The sequence below is a fragment of the Synechococcus sp. R5-15 genome (assembly GCF_047462035.1).
Taxonomy (GTDB): domain Bacteria; phylum Cyanobacteriota; class Cyanobacteriia; order Thermostichales; family Thermostichaceae; genus Thermostichus.
Window position 1 is genome coordinate 1 of the sequence record NZ_JANSIK010000048.1, and the last position, 16,448, is coordinate 16,448.

15 protein-coding genes, 1 tRNA gene and 1 other RNA gene are annotated in these 16,448 nt (G+C 58.5%); 9 read left to right on the top strand and 8 right to left on the bottom strand.

Annotation, left to right across the window (positions count from 1 at the left end; all coding sequences use genetic code 11):
• Positions 1-273: 273 nt before the first annotated feature.
• Positions 274-687: an ATP synthase F1 subunit epsilon gene (gene atpC, locus NW839_RS05010; protein WP_011433800.1), complete on the bottom strand. Its 414-nt coding sequence runs from the start codon at positions 685-687 to the stop codon at positions 274-276.
• Between the two features lie 304 nt (positions 688-991).
• Here atpC and NW839_RS05015 point away from each other — a divergent pair, with 304 nt between their 5' ends.
• A complete protein-coding gene (locus NW839_RS05015) occupies positions 992-1,630 on the top strand; it encodes a Crp/Fnr family transcriptional regulator (RefSeq protein WP_414342684.1) in 639 nt (212 codons plus the stop codon).
• Between the two features lie 80 nt (positions 1,631-1,710).
• Here NW839_RS05015 and ssrA read toward each other — a convergent pair.
• Positions 1,711-2,112, bottom strand: a transfer-messenger RNA (tmRNA) gene (gene ssrA, locus NW839_RS05020).
• Between the two features lie 100 nt (positions 2,113-2,212).
• On the opposite strand from ssrA, the gene NW839_RS05025 reads away from it, so the two are divergent.
• A tRNA-Lys gene (locus NW839_RS05025) sits at positions 2,213-2,284 on the top strand.
• Between the two features lie 2 nt (positions 2,285-2,286).
• On the opposite strand, the gene gatC is transcribed toward NW839_RS05025, so the two are convergent.
• The 3 genes from gatC to NW839_RS05040 all read right to left on the bottom strand — a co-directional run bounded on the left by gatC (position 2,287) and on the right by NW839_RS05040 (position 3,677).
• Positions 2,287-2,580 (bottom strand): Asp-tRNA(Asn)/Glu-tRNA(Gln) amidotransferase subunit GatC, encoded by a 294-nt coding sequence (gene gatC, locus NW839_RS05030; protein ID WP_414350806.1) that lies wholly within the window; start codon positions 2,578-2,580, stop codon positions 2,287-2,289.
• Between the two features lie 97 nt (positions 2,581-2,677).
• Positions 2,678-3,199: a photosystem I assembly protein Ycf3 gene (locus NW839_RS05035; protein ID WP_414350803.1), complete on the bottom strand. Its 522-nt coding sequence runs from the start codon at positions 3,197-3,199 to the stop codon at positions 2,678-2,680.
• A gap of 193 nt (positions 3,200-3,392) precedes the next feature.
• Complete coding sequence (locus NW839_RS05040; RefSeq protein WP_414342689.1) at positions 3,393-3,677, bottom strand: chlororespiratory reduction protein 7; 285 nt, start codon at positions 3,675-3,677, stop codon at positions 3,393-3,395.
• Between the two features lie 123 nt (positions 3,678-3,800).
• On the opposite strand from NW839_RS05040, the gene trpS reads away from it, so the two are divergent.
• A complete protein-coding gene (gene trpS / locus NW839_RS05045; protein WP_414331708.1) occupies positions 3,801-4,796 on the top strand; it encodes a tryptophan--tRNA ligase in 996 nt (331 codons plus the stop codon).
• Between the two features lie 22 nt (positions 4,797-4,818).
• On the opposite strand, the gene NW839_RS05050 is transcribed toward trpS, so the two are convergent.
• The gene (locus NW839_RS05050; RefSeq protein ID WP_414350801.1) at positions 4,819-5,835 is read right to left on the bottom strand and encodes a DMT family transporter; all 1,017 of its coding nucleotides are present in this window, start codon (positions 5,833-5,835) and stop codon (positions 4,819-4,821) included.
• A gap of 95 nt (positions 5,836-5,930) precedes the next feature.
• Between NW839_RS05050 and truB the strand changes: the two genes are divergently transcribed.
• Positions 5,931-6,830: a tRNA pseudouridine(55) synthase TruB gene (gene truB / locus NW839_RS05055; RefSeq protein ID WP_414350808.1), complete on the top strand. Its 900-nt coding sequence runs from the start codon at positions 5,931-5,933 to the stop codon at positions 6,828-6,830.
• A 239-nt stretch (positions 6,831-7,069) separates the two neighbouring features.
• On the top strand, positions 7,070-7,573 hold the full coding sequence (apcB, locus tag NW839_RS05060; protein WP_011433791.1) for an allophycocyanin subunit beta: 504 nt from the start codon (positions 7,070-7,072) through the stop codon (positions 7,571-7,573).
• A 22-nt stretch (positions 7,574-7,595) separates the two neighbouring features.
• Here the strand turns inward: apcB and NW839_RS05065 are convergent, their stop codons facing one another.
• Positions 7,596-8,360, bottom strand: a complete 765-nt coding sequence (locus NW839_RS05065) for a TIGR03943 family putative permease subunit (protein ID WP_414350800.1) — start codon at positions 8,358-8,360, stop codon at positions 7,596-7,598.
• Between the two features lie 460 nt (positions 8,361-8,820).
• Between NW839_RS05065 and NW839_RS05070 the strand changes: the two genes are divergently transcribed.
• Entirely contained in the window at positions 8,821-9,612 is a 792-nt protein-coding gene (locus tag NW839_RS05070) for an ABC transporter permease (RefSeq protein WP_414350797.1), read from the top strand.
• 91 nt (positions 9,613-9,703) lie between these two features.
• Here NW839_RS05070 and metH read toward each other — a convergent pair whose 3' ends face one another.
• A complete protein-coding gene (gene metH, locus NW839_RS05075; protein WP_414350795.1) occupies positions 9,704-13,378 on the bottom strand; it encodes a methionine synthase in 3,675 nt (1,224 codons plus the stop codon).
• Between the two features lie 645 nt (positions 13,379-14,023).
• Between metH and rpoD the strand changes: the two genes are divergently transcribed.
• The 3 genes from rpoD to NW839_RS05090 all read left to right on the top strand — a co-directional run bounded on the left by rpoD (position 14,024) and on the right by NW839_RS05090 (position 16,377).
• The gene (gene rpoD / locus NW839_RS05080; RefSeq protein ID WP_414350793.1) at positions 14,024-15,232 is read left to right on the top strand and encodes an RNA polymerase sigma factor RpoD; all 1,209 of its coding nucleotides are present in this window, start codon (positions 14,024-14,026) and stop codon (positions 15,230-15,232) included.
• A gap of 84 nt (positions 15,233-15,316) precedes the next feature.
• Complete coding sequence (locus NW839_RS05085) at positions 15,317-15,595, top strand: hypothetical protein (protein WP_414380494.1); 279 nt, start codon at positions 15,317-15,319, stop codon at positions 15,593-15,595.
• The gene (locus NW839_RS05090; protein ID WP_011433784.1) at positions 15,571-16,377 is read left to right on the top strand and encodes an adenosylcobinamide-GDP ribazoletransferase; all 807 of its coding nucleotides are present in this window, start codon (positions 15,571-15,573) and stop codon (positions 16,375-16,377) included. Before NW839_RS05085 ends, NW839_RS05090 begins: the two co-directional genes overlap by 25 nt.
• The last annotated feature ends 71 nt before the right edge of the window (positions 16,378-16,448 follow it).

Sequence of the window (16,448 nt, forward strand, 5' to 3'; positions counted from 1 at the left end):
GATGAGGGTATAAAATCCTGCTACGCCGGTCATAGCACCAGTAAGGACGAAGCATCGTGTCCTCGCCTTTCATCCCGACCCTTACCCTGGATAGTGGTGAGTGGATAGTGACCAGCCACTAGTCACTAGTCACTAACAGAAGGCGGGGCTTCCCGCCGGTCTAGCTAACAAAGCCAATCCCCAAAGATCGAAAATGGCCCCCTGGCTGCGCCTCAGCCCCTCCATCTCTCCTGCAGCTTGAGCTCCATCTGCAGATCCCGCGCCGGGACAGGGTCAGCTTCCAGTCTTGCTGCCCATCTCGGCAGCTTGGATCAAGGCCCTGGCTCGCTGTTGATCCAACTTGGCTTGCAAGCGCTCTTGCTTGTCGCTGCTGGTATTCAAAACTTTGCTTGCTTCGTCCAAGAGGGCCTGAGCCGCTGCCTTATCCACTTTTTCACCCCGCTCTGCTCGGTTGACCAGGACGGTTACCTCGTTATTTTCGACTTCTGCAAATCCGCCCATGACCGCAATGGCCAACCACTTTCCATCGGCTTTGACCCGCATAACGCCATTGCCGATGGCGGTCAAGAGGGGGGCGTGCCCAGTGAGAATGCCCAATTGGCCCGAAGTGGCAGGGAGGATCACTTCCTCGCTGGGGGCATCCCAAACCGTGCGGTCGGGGGTAATCACACGAACCATCAGCGTCACGACAGATCTCCTGAGGGCTTGAACACTTTCGCGTCGGCGGTGCGGAGCACCCTGGTTTCGATCCTAGCGGATTAGGATCCCTGCAGCTTTGCCGGGTTCTCCTTTTGTCTCTTCTCTCGAGGCAGCCACACTTAACCTGTGCATAACTTTGCCTTTACCTCAGGCTGGAAGGCAAGCGCTAAGGTGTTGTCGGGAACACTTATCTCATGCCCCAACCTCAGCATTGACGGCCAGCCCATTGCTGTTGGTTTGCAAGGGGGAGCCCAACGACTGGTGCGCCCAGTTTTCCTAGCGGAGCCAGCCTATGCCTGAAGCGATGCCTAGCCATTTTGCTGCCGGCCTGTCCACACGGGAGCGCCAACTGCTGGAAGACCTCTACCGCAGCCGCAGTTTATCCCCCTACACTCCTGGCCAGGTTATCCCTTTGTTTCCTGATGAATGGGTGATCGTCTGTCGGGGGGTGGTGCAGTTGACCACCCTCTATCCCAATGGCGGTGAGGCGTTGTTGGGGTTTGCCGGCCCCTCCATGCCCCTGGGATCCCCTCTGACGATGCTGGATCCCTACCAAGCTAAGGCTTTGACGGCAGTTGATGTGCTGCGGCTGCCGGCAGCAGAGGTGGAAGCCTCAGAGATCCTGAGTCAAGGGCTGCTCAAGCAGGTGGTGCGTCGGCTGCGCCAAACCGAAGCATTGCTCGCCTTGGCCGGACGGCGGCGGGTAGAGGATCGGCTGCGCCAGTTGCTCTCCCTTTTGGCTGTGGAGCTGGGATCCCCGGTTGCAACAGGGGTGCGCCTGCAAGTGCGCCTTACCCACCAGGACTTGGCCAATGCCATCGGCACTACCCGGGTCACCATTACCCGTCTCCTAAACCGCTTTCGCCAGCAGGGCTGGGTTGCGGTGGACAAAAACCGGCACCTTGTCATCAAACTCGCCCACGCTCCGTAAAACCTTTAGAAACTGAGCAGGATCTGCTCCTAGGGCATGGCTGAAAGCTGGCAGTTTTTGGCTCGTAGTTAACTGCTGGGAGATGGAGCTGACGGGAGTCGAACCCGTGTCCGAGATGGGTACTGAGGGATCACTCATTCACAGGTTTAGCCTCTTTGACCCTCGAGGCGGGGATCGCCGTTTGGATCCCAGCGATGGGAGTTCTCCGCCTAATCTTAGTCTCTCCCTCGACGGAGCCAGAGTAGAGAGCTGCACCCGTTGGGGTTGTGATCCGCCCACTTAACGGGGTCGTGAGCAGATCCTCGAGCTCAGAGTAAGTTTTCGGTTACTGAGCCTTAGGCAGCCAAAGCAGCCGCTTTACGAGCAAAGGGTACGACGTTGTTCGCACGTACTTTTTTGAGCCTGGTGGTAACGGGATAAGCTCAATCCCGACCTGCATCATGAACCCATGTTCGCCACCCCGTCGAAACCGTTACAGCCCCAGGGTTGACTTGAGTCCAGCATAGCAAGATTTTTGGGGATACGGCCAGAACCTTTGCGAATGTGACAGAAGCTTTGCTAATATGACGAAGCTGCAAACTTGGGTCGGTAGCTCAGCGGTAGAGCACTCGGCTTTTAACCGATTGGCCCAGGGTTCGAATCCCTGCCGACCCATGTCAGTCTTCCCCTTCCAAAATGCGGGGCACCTTGAAGAACATGTCTGCCCGGTCAGGGGCGTTGGCCAGGATCCCTTCGATATCCGGGTAGGGCTCGACTTCATCGGGGCGGGTGGGCAGTTCCATGTCCAGGACGTGAAAGGTGGGCTCTACCCCCTCCGTGTCCAGCTCCTTCAGTTGCTCCACGTAGGCCAAGATGTCTGCTAGCTGCTCTGTGAACTGGATCTCTTCCTCCTCGGTCAGCTCCAGACGAGCCAAGTGAGCAACATGTTGGACTTCTTCCCGTTTCAGCATCCTCTCCTCCGGCTCCCAGATTATCGACTTGACTTAGCCCAGGGTAGCCGAGATCAACCGTTCGCGTTAACGGAACGGAGTCCTTCTGCAGGAAGGCTCAGTACACTTCCAGGTTGGCGCGCCCGGTGGTTTTCAGCCAGTTTTGGGCCTCGATGTAGTTGTTGGGGGCAATGCGAATGGCCCGAATCCAGTACTGGGCAGCCTCGTTGAACAGGGCCTCTGCTGTTTCCTCATCCCCGGCTTGCAGGCTCAGCTCGCCCTTGTGGTGCAGCAATACGGCAATGTTGTTCAGGGCAGAGCAAAGTCTTGGGTTTAACTCCAGAGCTTGGTGGTAGTGGTCGAGGGCTTTGTCAAGCTCGCCGTTGCTCTGGTAGATCAGGCCCATGTTGTAGAGAATGTAGCTGCGGTCTTCTTCCCCTTGCTCGAGGGCGAGGGCTTCTCTGTAGTTTTCTAGGGCCTCGGCGTATTCTCCTTCGCTCTGAGCGGCCATGCCATCCCGGTAGTAGGCAAAGGCTTTCTTTTCCTCGGAACTCACCCCTGGCAGCAGTTTCAGAATTAGATCGGCCATGACGGTGAAGGTCTTGTCAATGAAGTTGTCGTTCTTCATGCTGCGCGGCATGGCTGACCCCTTTTAAGTTTAGGACTAAGGATCTCTACTCTTGCGTTGTATCACGCCCAAGGCGGGATCCGAAACACAACCCCGTACTGCCCGCCCCACCTCTGGTGAGGTTTTTGCTATGCCTGCGGGAGGGGAACTGCAACGCTGCTGCAACGAGGCTGCGAACGGCTTGGCCAAGGAACTTCCGAGCCTGTTAAGACCGTGTCGAGGAGCGCTTGCTCAGGCGCACAGGATGCCACTGCACAGTTTCGCCGGGGCAAACCTCGAGCTCACAGGCGGTGTCGATCAGCCGCTGTGCCTGCGCTTGAGGGGTGGGATAGCGGGCCAGATCTGCATCCACCAAGTGGGGATGTTCCTGCAACAGCCGCATGAGAAACTCCTGCAATTCCTCGGGGCTGAGAAATTGCTCCGGCAAGCCCGGTATCAGCAGCACATAGTGGTTGGCAGCACGCAACAGTTCCGGTTCAGAGTCTGACATGGTGTGCGGTTGGGCGTCTTTTTTCCATCATGAACCAACGGGTTGCGCCTCTCTTGATATCCTGAAAAAGACTTTCCTTGCTCTTGTCCTCCGTCTTGTTGGCGTTTGAGATTTGCTTTCCCTATGGCCAAGCCGCGCACCCTCTCTGGCATTCAGCCCTCTGGCGAACTGCATTTGGGCAACTACTTGGGGGCAATTAAAAACTGGGTGGCCGAGCAGGAGCACTACGAGAACTTTTTTTGCATCGTCGATCAACACGCCATCACCGTCCCTCAGGATCCTAAGCTGCTGAGGGAGCGAACCCGTTCGCTGTTTGCCCTTTATTTGGCCTGCGGTCTCAGCCTGGAGCATTGCGTGCTATTCGTCCAGTCCCACGTGCCTGCCCATACGGAGCTGGCCTGGCTGTTCAACACCATCACCCCCATGAACTGGGCGGAGCGCATGATCCAATACAAGGAGAAGAAAGAAAAACAGGGAGAGGAGACCAGCGTTGGCTTGTTCAGCTACCCGATTTTGCAGGCGGCGGATATTTTGCTCTACCAACCCAAGTATGTGCCAGTGGGGGAGGATCAGCGGCAGCATATTGAGCTGTGTCGGGACATCGCTCGCCGCTTCAATGACCGTTTTGGAGAGGTGTTTCTGATCCCAGAGGCCCTGATTCGTCCGGAGGGGGCGCGGGTAATGAGCTTGACCGATGGTACGCGCAAGATGTCCAAGTCGGATCCCTCGGATTTCAGCCGTATCCATCTGCTGGATGACCCAGATACCATCCGCAAGAAGATCCAAAAATGCAAGACCGACCCCATTCGGGGCATTACTTTTGACGATCCGGCTCGTCCCGAAGCCCACAATTTGTTGACGATTTACATGCTCACCTCCGGCAAAAGCAAGGAGGTGGTGGCGGCTGAGTGTGCCGAGATGGGGTGGGGGCAGTTCAAGCCCCTCCTTGCCGACAGCATCATCGCTGCCCTGGAGCCCATTCAGCAGCGCTACCGGGAACTGTGGAGCAACCCCGACCACCTGCTCGTTCTGATTCGGGAGAATGCCGCTAAGGCCCGGGCCATCGCCGAGCAAACGCTACAAAGGGTGAGAGAGGCCATGGGGTTCTTGCCCCCCTAAGGGATCCCTGCCCAAGCTTTGATCAGTCGGGGTTGCCATCGCGGATCTCGACGGTGCTCAAGGCGCTCACCAGCCAGTCTAAACCCAGCTCTGAGAGGATCCCTTTCCAGCCCAGGTGGAGGCGCTCCTGCCATTCTTGCCGGTGGTTAATCAAGTACACACAGACCAGAGTGATGCCCACTCCCAGCCATTGCAGCCGCGTCAGCGATTCCCCCAGAAAGGTGCTGCCAAACAGCAGGGCAAAGATGGGGGTGAGGAAGGTCAGGGAACTGAACTCGGTGAGGTTTTCCTGGGAGGCGAAATAGAAGAAGAGGGCATAGGCCAAGGCGCTCCCCATCACCGAAGCGTAGAGGAGGCCCAGCCAGTGGGTTCCGCTCAGGTGTTGCCATTGCTGAGTCTCCGTCAGTCCCGACAGCAGGATCAAGGGCAGGCTGCCCAACACCATGTGCCAGCCCGTCGCCAGCACCGGATCCGCTACCTCCGCCACCTTGGGCATCATCACGGTGCCGATGGCCATCGACAGGGAGGCCATCAACATCCAAACGACGCCGGCCCCCAACTGCAGGGATCCCTCGCCGGATAGGCCGATGAGGCCAATGCCGAAAACTCCCAGCCCCAGGCTCAGCCAGCCTAGGGATCCCATCCGCTCGCGGTAAAACCAGGTGGCCATCAGAGCCACCGCCAGCGGCTGCGAGTCAATGAGCACGGATCCCAGGCCTGCCCCTGTCTCTTTCAGCCCTTGGGCCAAAAATCCCTGAAAACAAGTGCCGTCCACTAGCGCAAACGCCAACACCCATAGCCAGCCGCGCAGCCCTCCGGGATGCCAGGCGTGAGAGGCCGCAGAGCCCCGCCCCTGCCAGAGCCGAAAGGCCAGAACCAGGATCCCTGCCGGCAACAACCGCAGAATGGCAATAAAGAGGGGGGTGGTCTCGGAGAGGGCGTCTCGCATCACCACCATTGCTGAGCCCCACAGGAAAAAGGGGGCAATCATCAGGAGGCGTTGCCAGATAGGCTGAAAGAACAGGTCAGACTGAGCCATAGGTGCTTCAAACTTGGAGACGGAAGTTAACCCCATGTTAAGCGCTGGGGCAGCTCAGTTACAAATCTTAACTGTTGATGCATATTATGCCTGGCATGGGATCCCTGGAGGGCTTTCTCAACCTGGACAAGCCGGCGGGGCTCACCTCCCACGACTGTGTGGCAGTGGTGCGGCGGGTCTTGCGCACCCGCAAGGTGGGGCATGGGGGCACCTTGGATCCGGCGGCAACGGGGGTTTTGCCGATTGCGGTGGGACGGGCAACACGCTTTTTGTCGTTTTTGTCGGGGGATAAGGTGTATCAAGCAACCTTCCGATTGGGACAGCGCAGCGACACCGACGATGCCGAAGGGCAGATCCGGGTGGGATCCCCTTGTCCTGGGTTGAGTCGCGAGCAGGTGGAGCAGTGTTTGCGGGAGTTTACCGGCGAGATCTGGCAGGTACCGCCCCTCTACAGCGCCCTTAAGCGGCAGGGGAAAAAGCTCTACCAGTTGGCCCGGGCCGGCGTGGAGGCTGCGGAACTCCAGTTGGAACCCCGACGGGTGGTCATTCGGCAACTGCGCATCCTGGGCTGGCGAGCCGGAGACTTTCCGGAAGTGGATCTGGAAGTTGCCTGTGGCCCCGGCACCTACATTCGTGCCCTTGCCCGCGATGTGGGGGAAAAATTGGGCTGTGGAGGGCTGATGAGCCGGCTGCGACGGCTGCAAAGTGGCCCCTTTCGCATCGCAGAAAGCCTGCCCCTGGAGAAATGGCAGGGATCCGCGGATCCCGCTGCCGCCCTGTTGCCCATTGAGTGGGGATTTGCCGATTGGGAGGCAGTAGAACTCTCTTCCGCCAAAGCGGAGCAGTGGCTGCAGGGTCAGGCCATTCCCCTCGACCGGCCCATTATCGGTGCCCCTACTTTGCGGGTGCTGGATGAGGAGGGCAAGTTTTTGGGCTTGGGGTATGGTCAGGCAGGCCAGCTCAAGCCGCTGCGGGTGTTGCCGCCGGATCCCTAGAGTGTTGCAGAAAGGTTACATTTTCGTAACAACATTTGCCATTGTCTCAGGGGGAAGCGGGAAAGAAACCCTCGCATGCTAAACTTCTGAGGGCGAAGGGGAGCCTGAAGCGTCGCCGTTGCCGGGCTCTGGCTCGATTTTCCAAGGTTGACCTTTGGATGTTGTCCGGCAAAATCTCTTCTCATTTTTTCATCTCAAGCTACTTTACAAAATAAAGTCACAAGAATGGAGCTGGGGATATGCGGGATGCCGTAACCACGCTGATCAAAACCTACGACCTGACGGGCCGCTACTTGGATCGGGAGGCAATGGATGCGCTCAAGGCTTTTTATGACTCGGGGCTGCGGCGCATCAAGGCCGTGAACGTGATCAATCTCAACTCAGTGGATATCGTCAAAACGGCTGCTGCGGCCATGTTCGCCCAGGTGCCGGATCTCATCCGTCCGGGAGGCAACGCCTACACCACCCGCCGCTACGCCACCTGTTTGCGGGATATGGACTACTTCTTGCGCTACGCTTCCTACGCGCTGGTGGCTGCCGACAACAGCATTTTGGATGAGCGAGTCTTGGCCGGCTTACGGGAGACCTACAACTCCCTCGGTGTGCCCATCGCCCCGACGGTGATTGGGATCCAAAACATGAAAACCCGCACCCTGGAGCTGCTTGGCTCTGGCGAAGACTATAGCTTTGTGGCCGAGCCCTTCGATTACCTGAGCGCCAAGCTGAGCGAAACCGATATCTAAACCGATATCTAAGCGCCTGCTCTTATTCGTCGGCATAGGGGTTTGGCGGCACCGGTATCGGCTCCACCTGCTCGGCAGCGATTACCAACTGAGATTGGCCATCCCGCTGCTCCACGGCCATGCGCCCCTCCAGACGCAGCCAACTGTCGGCAGTTAACTGCTCTGCCTCTGGCCAGCGCACCGGCAAGCCCACAGGGTAAGCATCGGCAGCACAGCAGCTAACCAAAAACCGGGCAATAACAAAGTGGTCGGGTCGCTCGTCGGGAATGACGAACCCCTGCACCCGCACCGGCTGGTTCTCATAGGTGTAGGGATCCGGGTAAACATCCAAGGTGCGCACCCAGTCCAGCAGAGTACGCTGACGCGGGTCGAGCTTGGGGCGAAAAGCCTGCGGCTGGCTACGAGATGCTCCCAGATAGGGAGATACCCCTCGGTTGAGGGCAGTTTGGCTGGAGAGTGGTCGTGGCTCGACCCAAAACCCCAGCAGGGCCGTCAGGATCAACAGTCCTGCGCCCAGCCGCGGCCCCAATAGTGAGGCATGGACTTCAGAAGAGGCAACTTTGGCTCCTCGCCAACGGCCAATCCCCAAGCCCAACAGACACAGCCCGGCCAACAGCGCCACATTCACGTAGCCGGGATTGATCAACATCAGCAGGGTGCCCCGCCAGCGATAAACGATCAGCAGGATCCCTAGCAACATCAACCCAACCGCCTCCCAGTAGGCTGTATTGCCCCACCGCAACGGTTTGGACTCCGTCCCGCTGACGCGACCGACAGGCCGAGACATACCCTTGGTTTTCGCGTGCGGTTCCTCTGGATTTTGTTTTTCTCGAAGACGACCAGAACTGCTTTTGGGCATGGGTTGCAGCTTTTTCACACCACTCCGAGCCTAAGTTTAGCAATCCTCGCGGAAGTGCCCACTGCCGGCGTTGGGGAATGCCTGTGCTGCCAATTTCCCAGTCACAGGTATCGGGTTGCCCGAATAAGGCAAGGACTCCGTCCCCCTAACGCGAACAGCAAAACATTTCGTTTGGCTCACGTTCTTTGATTGCCGTCTTTACAGCTTCAGGGATCCCATCATCAATTCAACAAATCCAGCCACAGATAACCTCACATTGGCACGGACTTTGGCGTGATAGACAGGGTTGCAGGCTGATGTATAAAGCCTAGGGAGTTGCTGCAATTTTGGCGGTCTGCTCTACAGTGGGATAGAGACAACTGAGATACCACACACGAATGTTGGCCGAATGTTGGCAAGGATACCCACCTGGCTGCGGGGCGTGAGCTACGCCATCTATGGTTTTCTCTACCTGCCAATTCTGCTTATTGCGGTCTATTCCTTTAACCGCGCCCGCTTTGGGCTGGTATGGACGGGCTTTACCTTCGATTGGTACTTGGCTCTCTTTCGGAATGCCTCGATCTGGCAGGCGACGCAGAACACCCTCGTCTTGGCCGTGGTCAGCACCCTGGTCAGCACGCTGCTGGGATCCCTGCTGGGCTATGGGCTGTATCGCTATCGCTTCCCCGGTAAAAAGATCCTGCAGGGGCTGATGCTGTTGCCGGTGATCGTCCCCGATATTGTGATGGCCATCGCGCTGCTGCTGTTCTACCAGTTTGTGCGCTTTTACACGGGCCTCTTTGAGCTGGGCTTGGGGACGATGATCTTGGCCCACATTACGTTTCAGATTGCTTTTGTGGCTATTGTGGTGCGCAGCCGTCTCCAACTTTTGGATCCCGCCCTGGAAGAAGCAGCCTATGACCTCTATGCAAACACCTGGCAAAAGCTACGCTATGTCACCTTGCCCTTGGCCATGCCAGGGATCCAAGCTGCCGCTTTGCTGGCTTTTACCCTTTCGATAGATGATTTTGTCATCTCCTTTTTTACCAGTGGGCCGGAGAGCCTGACCTTGCCAATTTTGATCTACAGCACGGCGCGACGAGGAGTTACCCCGGAAATCAATGCCCTCTCCACCTTGATCATTCTGGTTACCTTGATCTTGGTCGTTGGCTTCCCCCTGCGGAGTGCTCCGCACCGCTGACGCGAACAGCCGCTCCCGCCTGGGATCCCGCTAGCCGTTCTCGACAGTTCCCCCTCTCCCCCTGAGAGAGGTTGGAGATGAGGGCCTAAGCCTAAGTGTTGAAGTAGCGGGCTGCCGGATGGTAAGCAACGATGGCGGTGGTGGACTGTTCCGGATCCAATTGATCGCTTTCGTCCATGGTGAGGCCAATGCGCTCGGCCTGGAGCAGCTCCAGCAGAATCCGTTGGTCGGCGATGTTTGGGCAGGCGGGATAGCCGAAGCTGTAGCGGGATCCCCGATAGCCCTGGTGCAGGATCTTGCGGATGTCGGGGCTATCTTCGTGGCCGAACCCCAGCTCCCGCCGGATGCGGGCATGGCACCATTCCGCCAGGGCTTCCGCCAGGGTCACAGCCAGGCCGTGGAAATACAGGTAGTCGGTGTACTGGCCTTCGGCAAACAGGCGCTGGGCATAGGCGGTGGCTTCTGCCCCTACCGTGACCGCCTGCATGGGGAAAACATCCACCAATCCTGTGGAGCGAGCGGCGAAGAAGTCGGCGATACAGTAGCGGTGGCCGGTTTTTTGGCGGGGGAAGGTGAAGCGGGCCAATTCCCGCACCCCTGGAGAGAGTTGCGGGCGCTCCACCGTGGGCAGTTGGAAATAGGTGGTGGAGCCTGGCTCCAGGGAAAACAGCTCGGGGAAGCTGGCCGGGTCGAAGAGGATCAAAGTGTTCCCCTCTGCCTGGGCCGGGAAATAGCCGTAGACAATCTGGGGGTGCAGCAGATCTTCTGCCAGGATCCGCTCTTTCCAGCGCTCGATCACCGGATCCACCTGGGTGGCGATAAACTCGGCAAACTCCTCTGCCGACTGGTCGCGGGGCTTGCGAATCTGCCATTGTCCGGCCACCAGGGCTTGCTTGTCGATGTAGAAGAAGACTTCCGGCCAAGGGATCTGATCTGAGGTGAGAACCTGGGATCCCCAGAAGGGCGGGATAGGCCGTTCGGTCTCGAGGGCAACGGCTTCAGAGCGGCGGGTGTCTTGGGACTCGGAGAGGGTGAGGGCGGGAGCAGCTCCCACGGTGGTCTCCGCAGGGGGCAGGCTGGGATCCGTTTCCTCTGGAACCCAAGAAGCCTCTTTCTGGCCATTGGCAGAGGGGGATCCCTGCTCCAAGTCATCCAGAAAACCCAGCCGGTCGTCCCAGCGGCCAGCAGCCTTGGCCTGCATCAGCCGATCCATAAAGTTCAGATCAGTAAAGGCGTCGCGGCCATAGATCACCTGGCCTTTGTAGGTCTTGCGGCAGTCTTCTTCCACAAAGCGGCGGGTGAGGGCAGCCCCTCCCAAAATGACGGGAACCGTGATGCCCCGCTCGTTAAACACCTCCAAATTCTCCTTCATAAAGGCGGTGGATTTTACCAACAGGCCGCTCATGGCAATGCAGTCGGCCTTGCTCTTTTCATAGGCTTCGATGATGTTTTCCACCGGCTGCTTGATGCCCAAGTTAATTACCCTGTAGCCGTTGTTGGTGAGGATGATGTCCACCAAGTTTTTGCCAATATCGTGGACATCCCCCTTGACGGTGGCAATCAAAAGAGTGCCTTTGCACACTTCCCCTCCCACCTTTTCCATGAAGGGCTCCAGGTATTTCACCGCCGCTTTCATGGTTTCTGCCGACTGCAGCACAAAGGGCAGTTGCATCTTGCCGGCACCGAACAGCTCCCCCACCTCTTTCATGCCATCCAGCAAAAAGGTGTTGATGATCTCCAGGGGAGGATATTTCTGCAGTGCCTCCGCCAGGGTCTCCTCCAGGCCAATCCGCTCCCCGTCAATGATGTGCCGCCGCAGGCGCTCCTCCAGAGGCAGCGTGGCCAGGGATCTGGCTGCCCGCAGCTCTTGGCTGGAAACTCCCGCAAACAGCTCCGTCAGCCGCGCCAGGGGATCGTAGGTGCAAATGCCCGAGGACTCCGTCCCGCTAACGCGAACGGCGTTAAACTGCCGCCGATCCCAGATCAAATCCCGACACACCTGCTGCTGCTCTTCGGGGATCTTGTTCAGGGGCAGGATCTTGGCGGCACTGACGATAGCGGCATCCAGGCCGGCCTCGCGGCACTCGTGCAAAAACACCGAGTTCAACACCACGCGGGCTGCCGGCGAGAGCCCAAAGGAGATGTTGGAAATGCCCAAGAGAATGTGGGTCTCCGGGAAAGCCTGGCGGATACGGCGGATGGCCTCCAGGGTGGCTGCTCCGTTGCTACGGTCTTCCTCGATGCCGGTGGAAATGGGCAAAGCCAGGGGGTCAAAGAAAATCTCGTAGGGCGGGATCCCGTACTCAACCGCCTGGCGATAGGCCCGCTCGGCAATCTGGAACTTCTTGTCGGCGGTGCGGGCCATGCCCTCTTCGTCGATGGTGCCGATGACCACCCCGGCGCCGTAGGTTTTAGCTAGCTCCAGCACCTTGAAGAAGCGCTCTTCCCCGTCTTCGTAGTTGGTGGAGTTGAGCAGGCACTTGCCCCCCGCCACCTTGAGGCCCGCTTCCATCTTTTGCCAATCGGTAGAATCCAGCATCAGGGGAATTGGGATTTGGGTAACCAGCCGCGAGACCAGCTCCCGCATATCCCGCACCCCATCCCGGCCCACATAGTCCACGTTGACATCCAACACATGGGATCCCTCCCGCACCTGCTCCCGCGCTAGGGCCACCAGGCCGTCCCAGTCTTCGGCGTTGAGCAGCTCCCGCATCTTTTTGGAGCCGCTGGCGTTGAGGCGCTCGCCGATGATTAAAAACGAGTTGTCCTGCAGGTAGGGCTGAGGGGCATAAATCGAGGCAGCAGCCTGGATCCGTTCGATGCTACGACGTTTGGGCCGCAACCCCTGCACGGCTTCCACCAAGGCGGCAATGTGCTCGGGACGGGTGCCGCAACACCCTCCCACCACCGCTACCCCCAGATCCCGCACAAAATGCTCCAGGTGGAAGCGCAACTGCTCCGGCGTGAGCTTGTAGTGGGCTTTGCCGCCGATGTTTTCCGGCAGGCCGGCGTTGGGAATGCAGGAGATGGGGAAAGGAGAATGGCGGGACAGATAGCGGATGTGTTCGACCATCTTGTCTGGGCCAGTGGCACAGTTGAGGCCCAGCACATCGATGGGATAGGGCTCCAGGATGGCCAAAGCCGCCCCGATCTCCGTGCCCACCAGCATTGTCCCCTGCACCTCAAAGGTCAGGGACACCACCACCGGCAGGCGGATCCCGCGTCGGGCAAACTCCTGCTGCACGGCCACCAGGGCCGCCTTGGTCTGCAAAATGTCCTGGCAGGTCTCGATGATCAGCAGATCCGCCCCACCGTCAACTAGCCCCTGCACCTGCTCCTCGTAGGCAGCCCGCATCTCATCAAAGCTGATGTGCCCCAGGGTGGGCAGCTTGGTGGTGGGGCCAATGGAGCCGGCCACAAAACGGGGCTTTTCCGGCGTCGCAAACTCGGCTGCTACCCGCTTGGCCAAACGGGCTGCTGCCACGTTCAGCTCGTAGGCTTTTTCCGGGATCCCGTACTCGGCCAAAACGATGGAGGTGGCCCCAAAGGTATTGGTCTCGATGACGTCTGCCCCCACCTCCAGAAAGCCCCGGTGCACCTGTTCCACCGCCTCCGGCTTGGTCAGCACCAGCATCTCATTGCAGCCCTCCAGTTCCGGCCCACCAAAATCCGCTGCGGTCAGGTTCTGGGCCTGGAGAGAGGATCCCATCGCCCCATCAAAGACAATCACACGTTCCTGGAGATGCTGCAGGAAGGGATGGGTCATAGAAGTCAAAGTCAGGCAGGGTGTCATCGACCTAGAGTCTGATTTAAGTTAGCATCGAGCCATTTGCTCGGACTAGGCCGAAGGATGGATCCCTGGCCAGGGATCCCATCTTGGCCATTGTTGAGGTGAATTTAACATTTTCTTTGCCTGCCCCGTTGCTGTTTCCCCCAGGTCGGGCTAATTTAGGGAAGACGTTTTGGTGTGAACGGCTACAGTTGCTCGCAAGTGTTCCTCCCAGGGTCACTTGCCGCCTGCTGTAGAGCGATCTTCTCCTCGCGGGTTGGAGTGGTTGAGGTGCTGAATGTTCCGTCCCCTTGGTAAAGTGCCTCGCACTCCGTCGCAGGATCGACGAAGAGAAAGATCCACCTTTCGCCACCTCGAGAGGCCCCGTCCATCAAGACGAGTCTTGCGCCAGTTCAGTTGAGCTCCATGAGCGATATCTGCTTCCAGATTGACCCGAGCAATCGGTTATTCAGAAGCGGGCAGGCTGGCCTAGGGCAAGTCAGGCTTTGGCTTGCGGATATCGGCTCCCTCACTCTGGCGTTGTGGGATGCAGCAGAGCTGCAACTTGCTCCTCTCCCTTTGGCGTCTAGGCTCCCTTAGTCACCTTTAGTTGTCTGTGATTAGGATCACGAGGAACTCAGCATGGCTCAAGCAAAGGAATTGGTGAAATCGGGTAAAACAGCTCTTCTCGAACCGGATCTGGAAAATCCACCTTCCAGCGCCCTGGAGTTGGACACGGAGACAGATACCCTCGAGAGCGAACTGGATACCGGTGACACTGATGCTTTTGATGAGGATGACGACGAAGAGGCAGCAGAGGAGGATGGAGAGACTGCCGCCGCCGGTGCCAAAGGTCGCTCAAAGCGCAAGGCGGCCAGTAAGAAAAAGCCCTACACCGATGACTCTATCCGGGTCTATTTGCAAGAAATTGGGCGTATCCGGCTGCTGCGGGCCGATGAAGAAATCGAGCTAGCCCGAAAAATTGCCGATCTGCTGGAGCTAGAGCGCGCTCGCGAGGCCGTTTTTCAGCGTATGGGCCTCTGGTCAGACCCAGAAGAGGTGCCGGACACCCTCTGGGCAGAAGAGGTCAAGATGTCCTTGCCGGAATTTCGGCGGCGGTTGCATCGGGGGCGGCGGGCCAAAGAAAAGATGGTGCAGTCTAATCTGCGTTTGGTGGTGTCCATCGCCAAAAAGTACATGAACCGGGGCCTGTCTTTTCAGGATTTGATTCAGGAGGGATCCCTGGGCCTGATCCGGGCAGCCGAGAAATTCGACCACGAGAAGGGCTACAAGTTCTCCACCTATGCGACGTGGTGGATTCGACAGGCCATCACCCGCGCCATTGCCGACCAATCCCGCACCATTCGCCTGCCTGTCCACCTCTACGAGACGATCTCCCGCATCAAAAAGGTAACCAAGTTGCTTTCCCAGGAATTGGGCCGTAAGCCCACCGAAGAGGAGATCGCCACCCGCATGGAGATCACCATCGAGAAGTTGCGCTTTATCGCCAAGTCGGCCCAGCTTCCCATCTCTTTGGAAACCCCCATCGGCAAGGAAGAGGATTCTCGGCTGGGAGACTTTATCGAGTCGGATGGGGAGACGCCGGAGGATCGGGTGGCCAAAGTCTTGCTCAGAGAAGATCTGGAAAGTGTTTTGGAAACCCTCACCGCCCGCGAACGGGATGTGTTGAAGTTGCGCTACGGCTTGGATGATGGCCGCATGAAAACTCTGGAGGAAATCGGCCAGATCTTTAATGTCACCCGTGAGCGAATCCGGCAGATCGAGGCTAAGGCTCTGCGCAAGTTGCGCCACCCCAACCGCAACAGCGTGTTGAAGGAATACATCCGGTGACTCTGGGGCCCATTCCTTCTAGCTCTCAGGGAGAGCCGGGGCAAGGGATCCAAGAGAGTTCCCGGCCCCATAAGGCAGACTGAGTTGGAACTGCCAACCCGCGCGATGGAGGATCTTCAGCATGAACTCGAACCAGACTCCGCGGATCCCAGTCTTTCTGAAAAAGCAGCCCTCTTTCTGGTGTTGGCCGCGGTGGGCGCCATCAGAGCTTTGGTGGCCAAGCTCACCATTGTCAAGCTCACCATTGTGGTGGGGCGCACCGTTCGCAAGGATTCCTATTTTCTCTCCCAGAGGGCTGGATTGGCGGATCCCTTTACACAGACTCAAGGACTGAGCGATTGCGGCGCTTCTGGGCAGCCTTGACTTTCTACACGGCCCTGCCTCTGGGGTGGGTCGGAGACTTGCCGTTTGAGGGCATTGCCGCCTGGCTGCCAGGGGTAGGTGTGTTGCTGGGCGGGATCCTCTCCCTGGCTGGGATCCTGCTGCAGATTTTCCCCAATCCGGTGCGGGCCGCTTTGCTCTTGGCCCTGTGGGTTCTCTTGACCGGTGGGCTGCACCTGGACGGGGTGGCCGATACTGCCGATGGCTTGGCGATCAATGTCCACAAGAATCCTTACAAAGGGGATCCGGAACGGTCAACTGAGGATGGGCAAAAATCTGACTTGCAGGGATCCCGTCGCCGTCTGCAGGTGATGAGCGATAGCCACACCGGGGCCTATGGGGTACTGGCCTTGGTGCTGCTGCTGCTGCTGAAATTTGCTGCCCTGAGCAGCGTTCGAGCTTGGCCCCTCTTGCTGCTGGTGCCCGCCTGGGGGCGTTGGGGCCAGTTGCTCGCCATTGCCCTGTACCCCTATCTGCGAGAGCAGGGATCCGCCCGCTTCCTCAAAGACTCCACTTCCCTGCCGGGATCCCTGTGGCCGGGCACTCTGCTTGTGCTGGCCATCACCGGGGGGTTGGGCTGGGCTGGGATCTTGGCTTGGCCCCCTTTGCTGCTCTGGACGCTGGGATCCGCCCTGGGGGCTTGGGCCGTGGGCTACTGGATCTACCGCCAGTTGGGAGGACACACGGGCGATACCTACGGAGCTACGGTGGAATGGTCAGAAGCGATAGCATTGCTGTGGGGATCCCTTATTGGGCCATCATGAATCTGATACATTTACGCTGAACACTGCTGAACATCACTGTTCAACTATGCAGCGATAGCATTCTGTTTGTT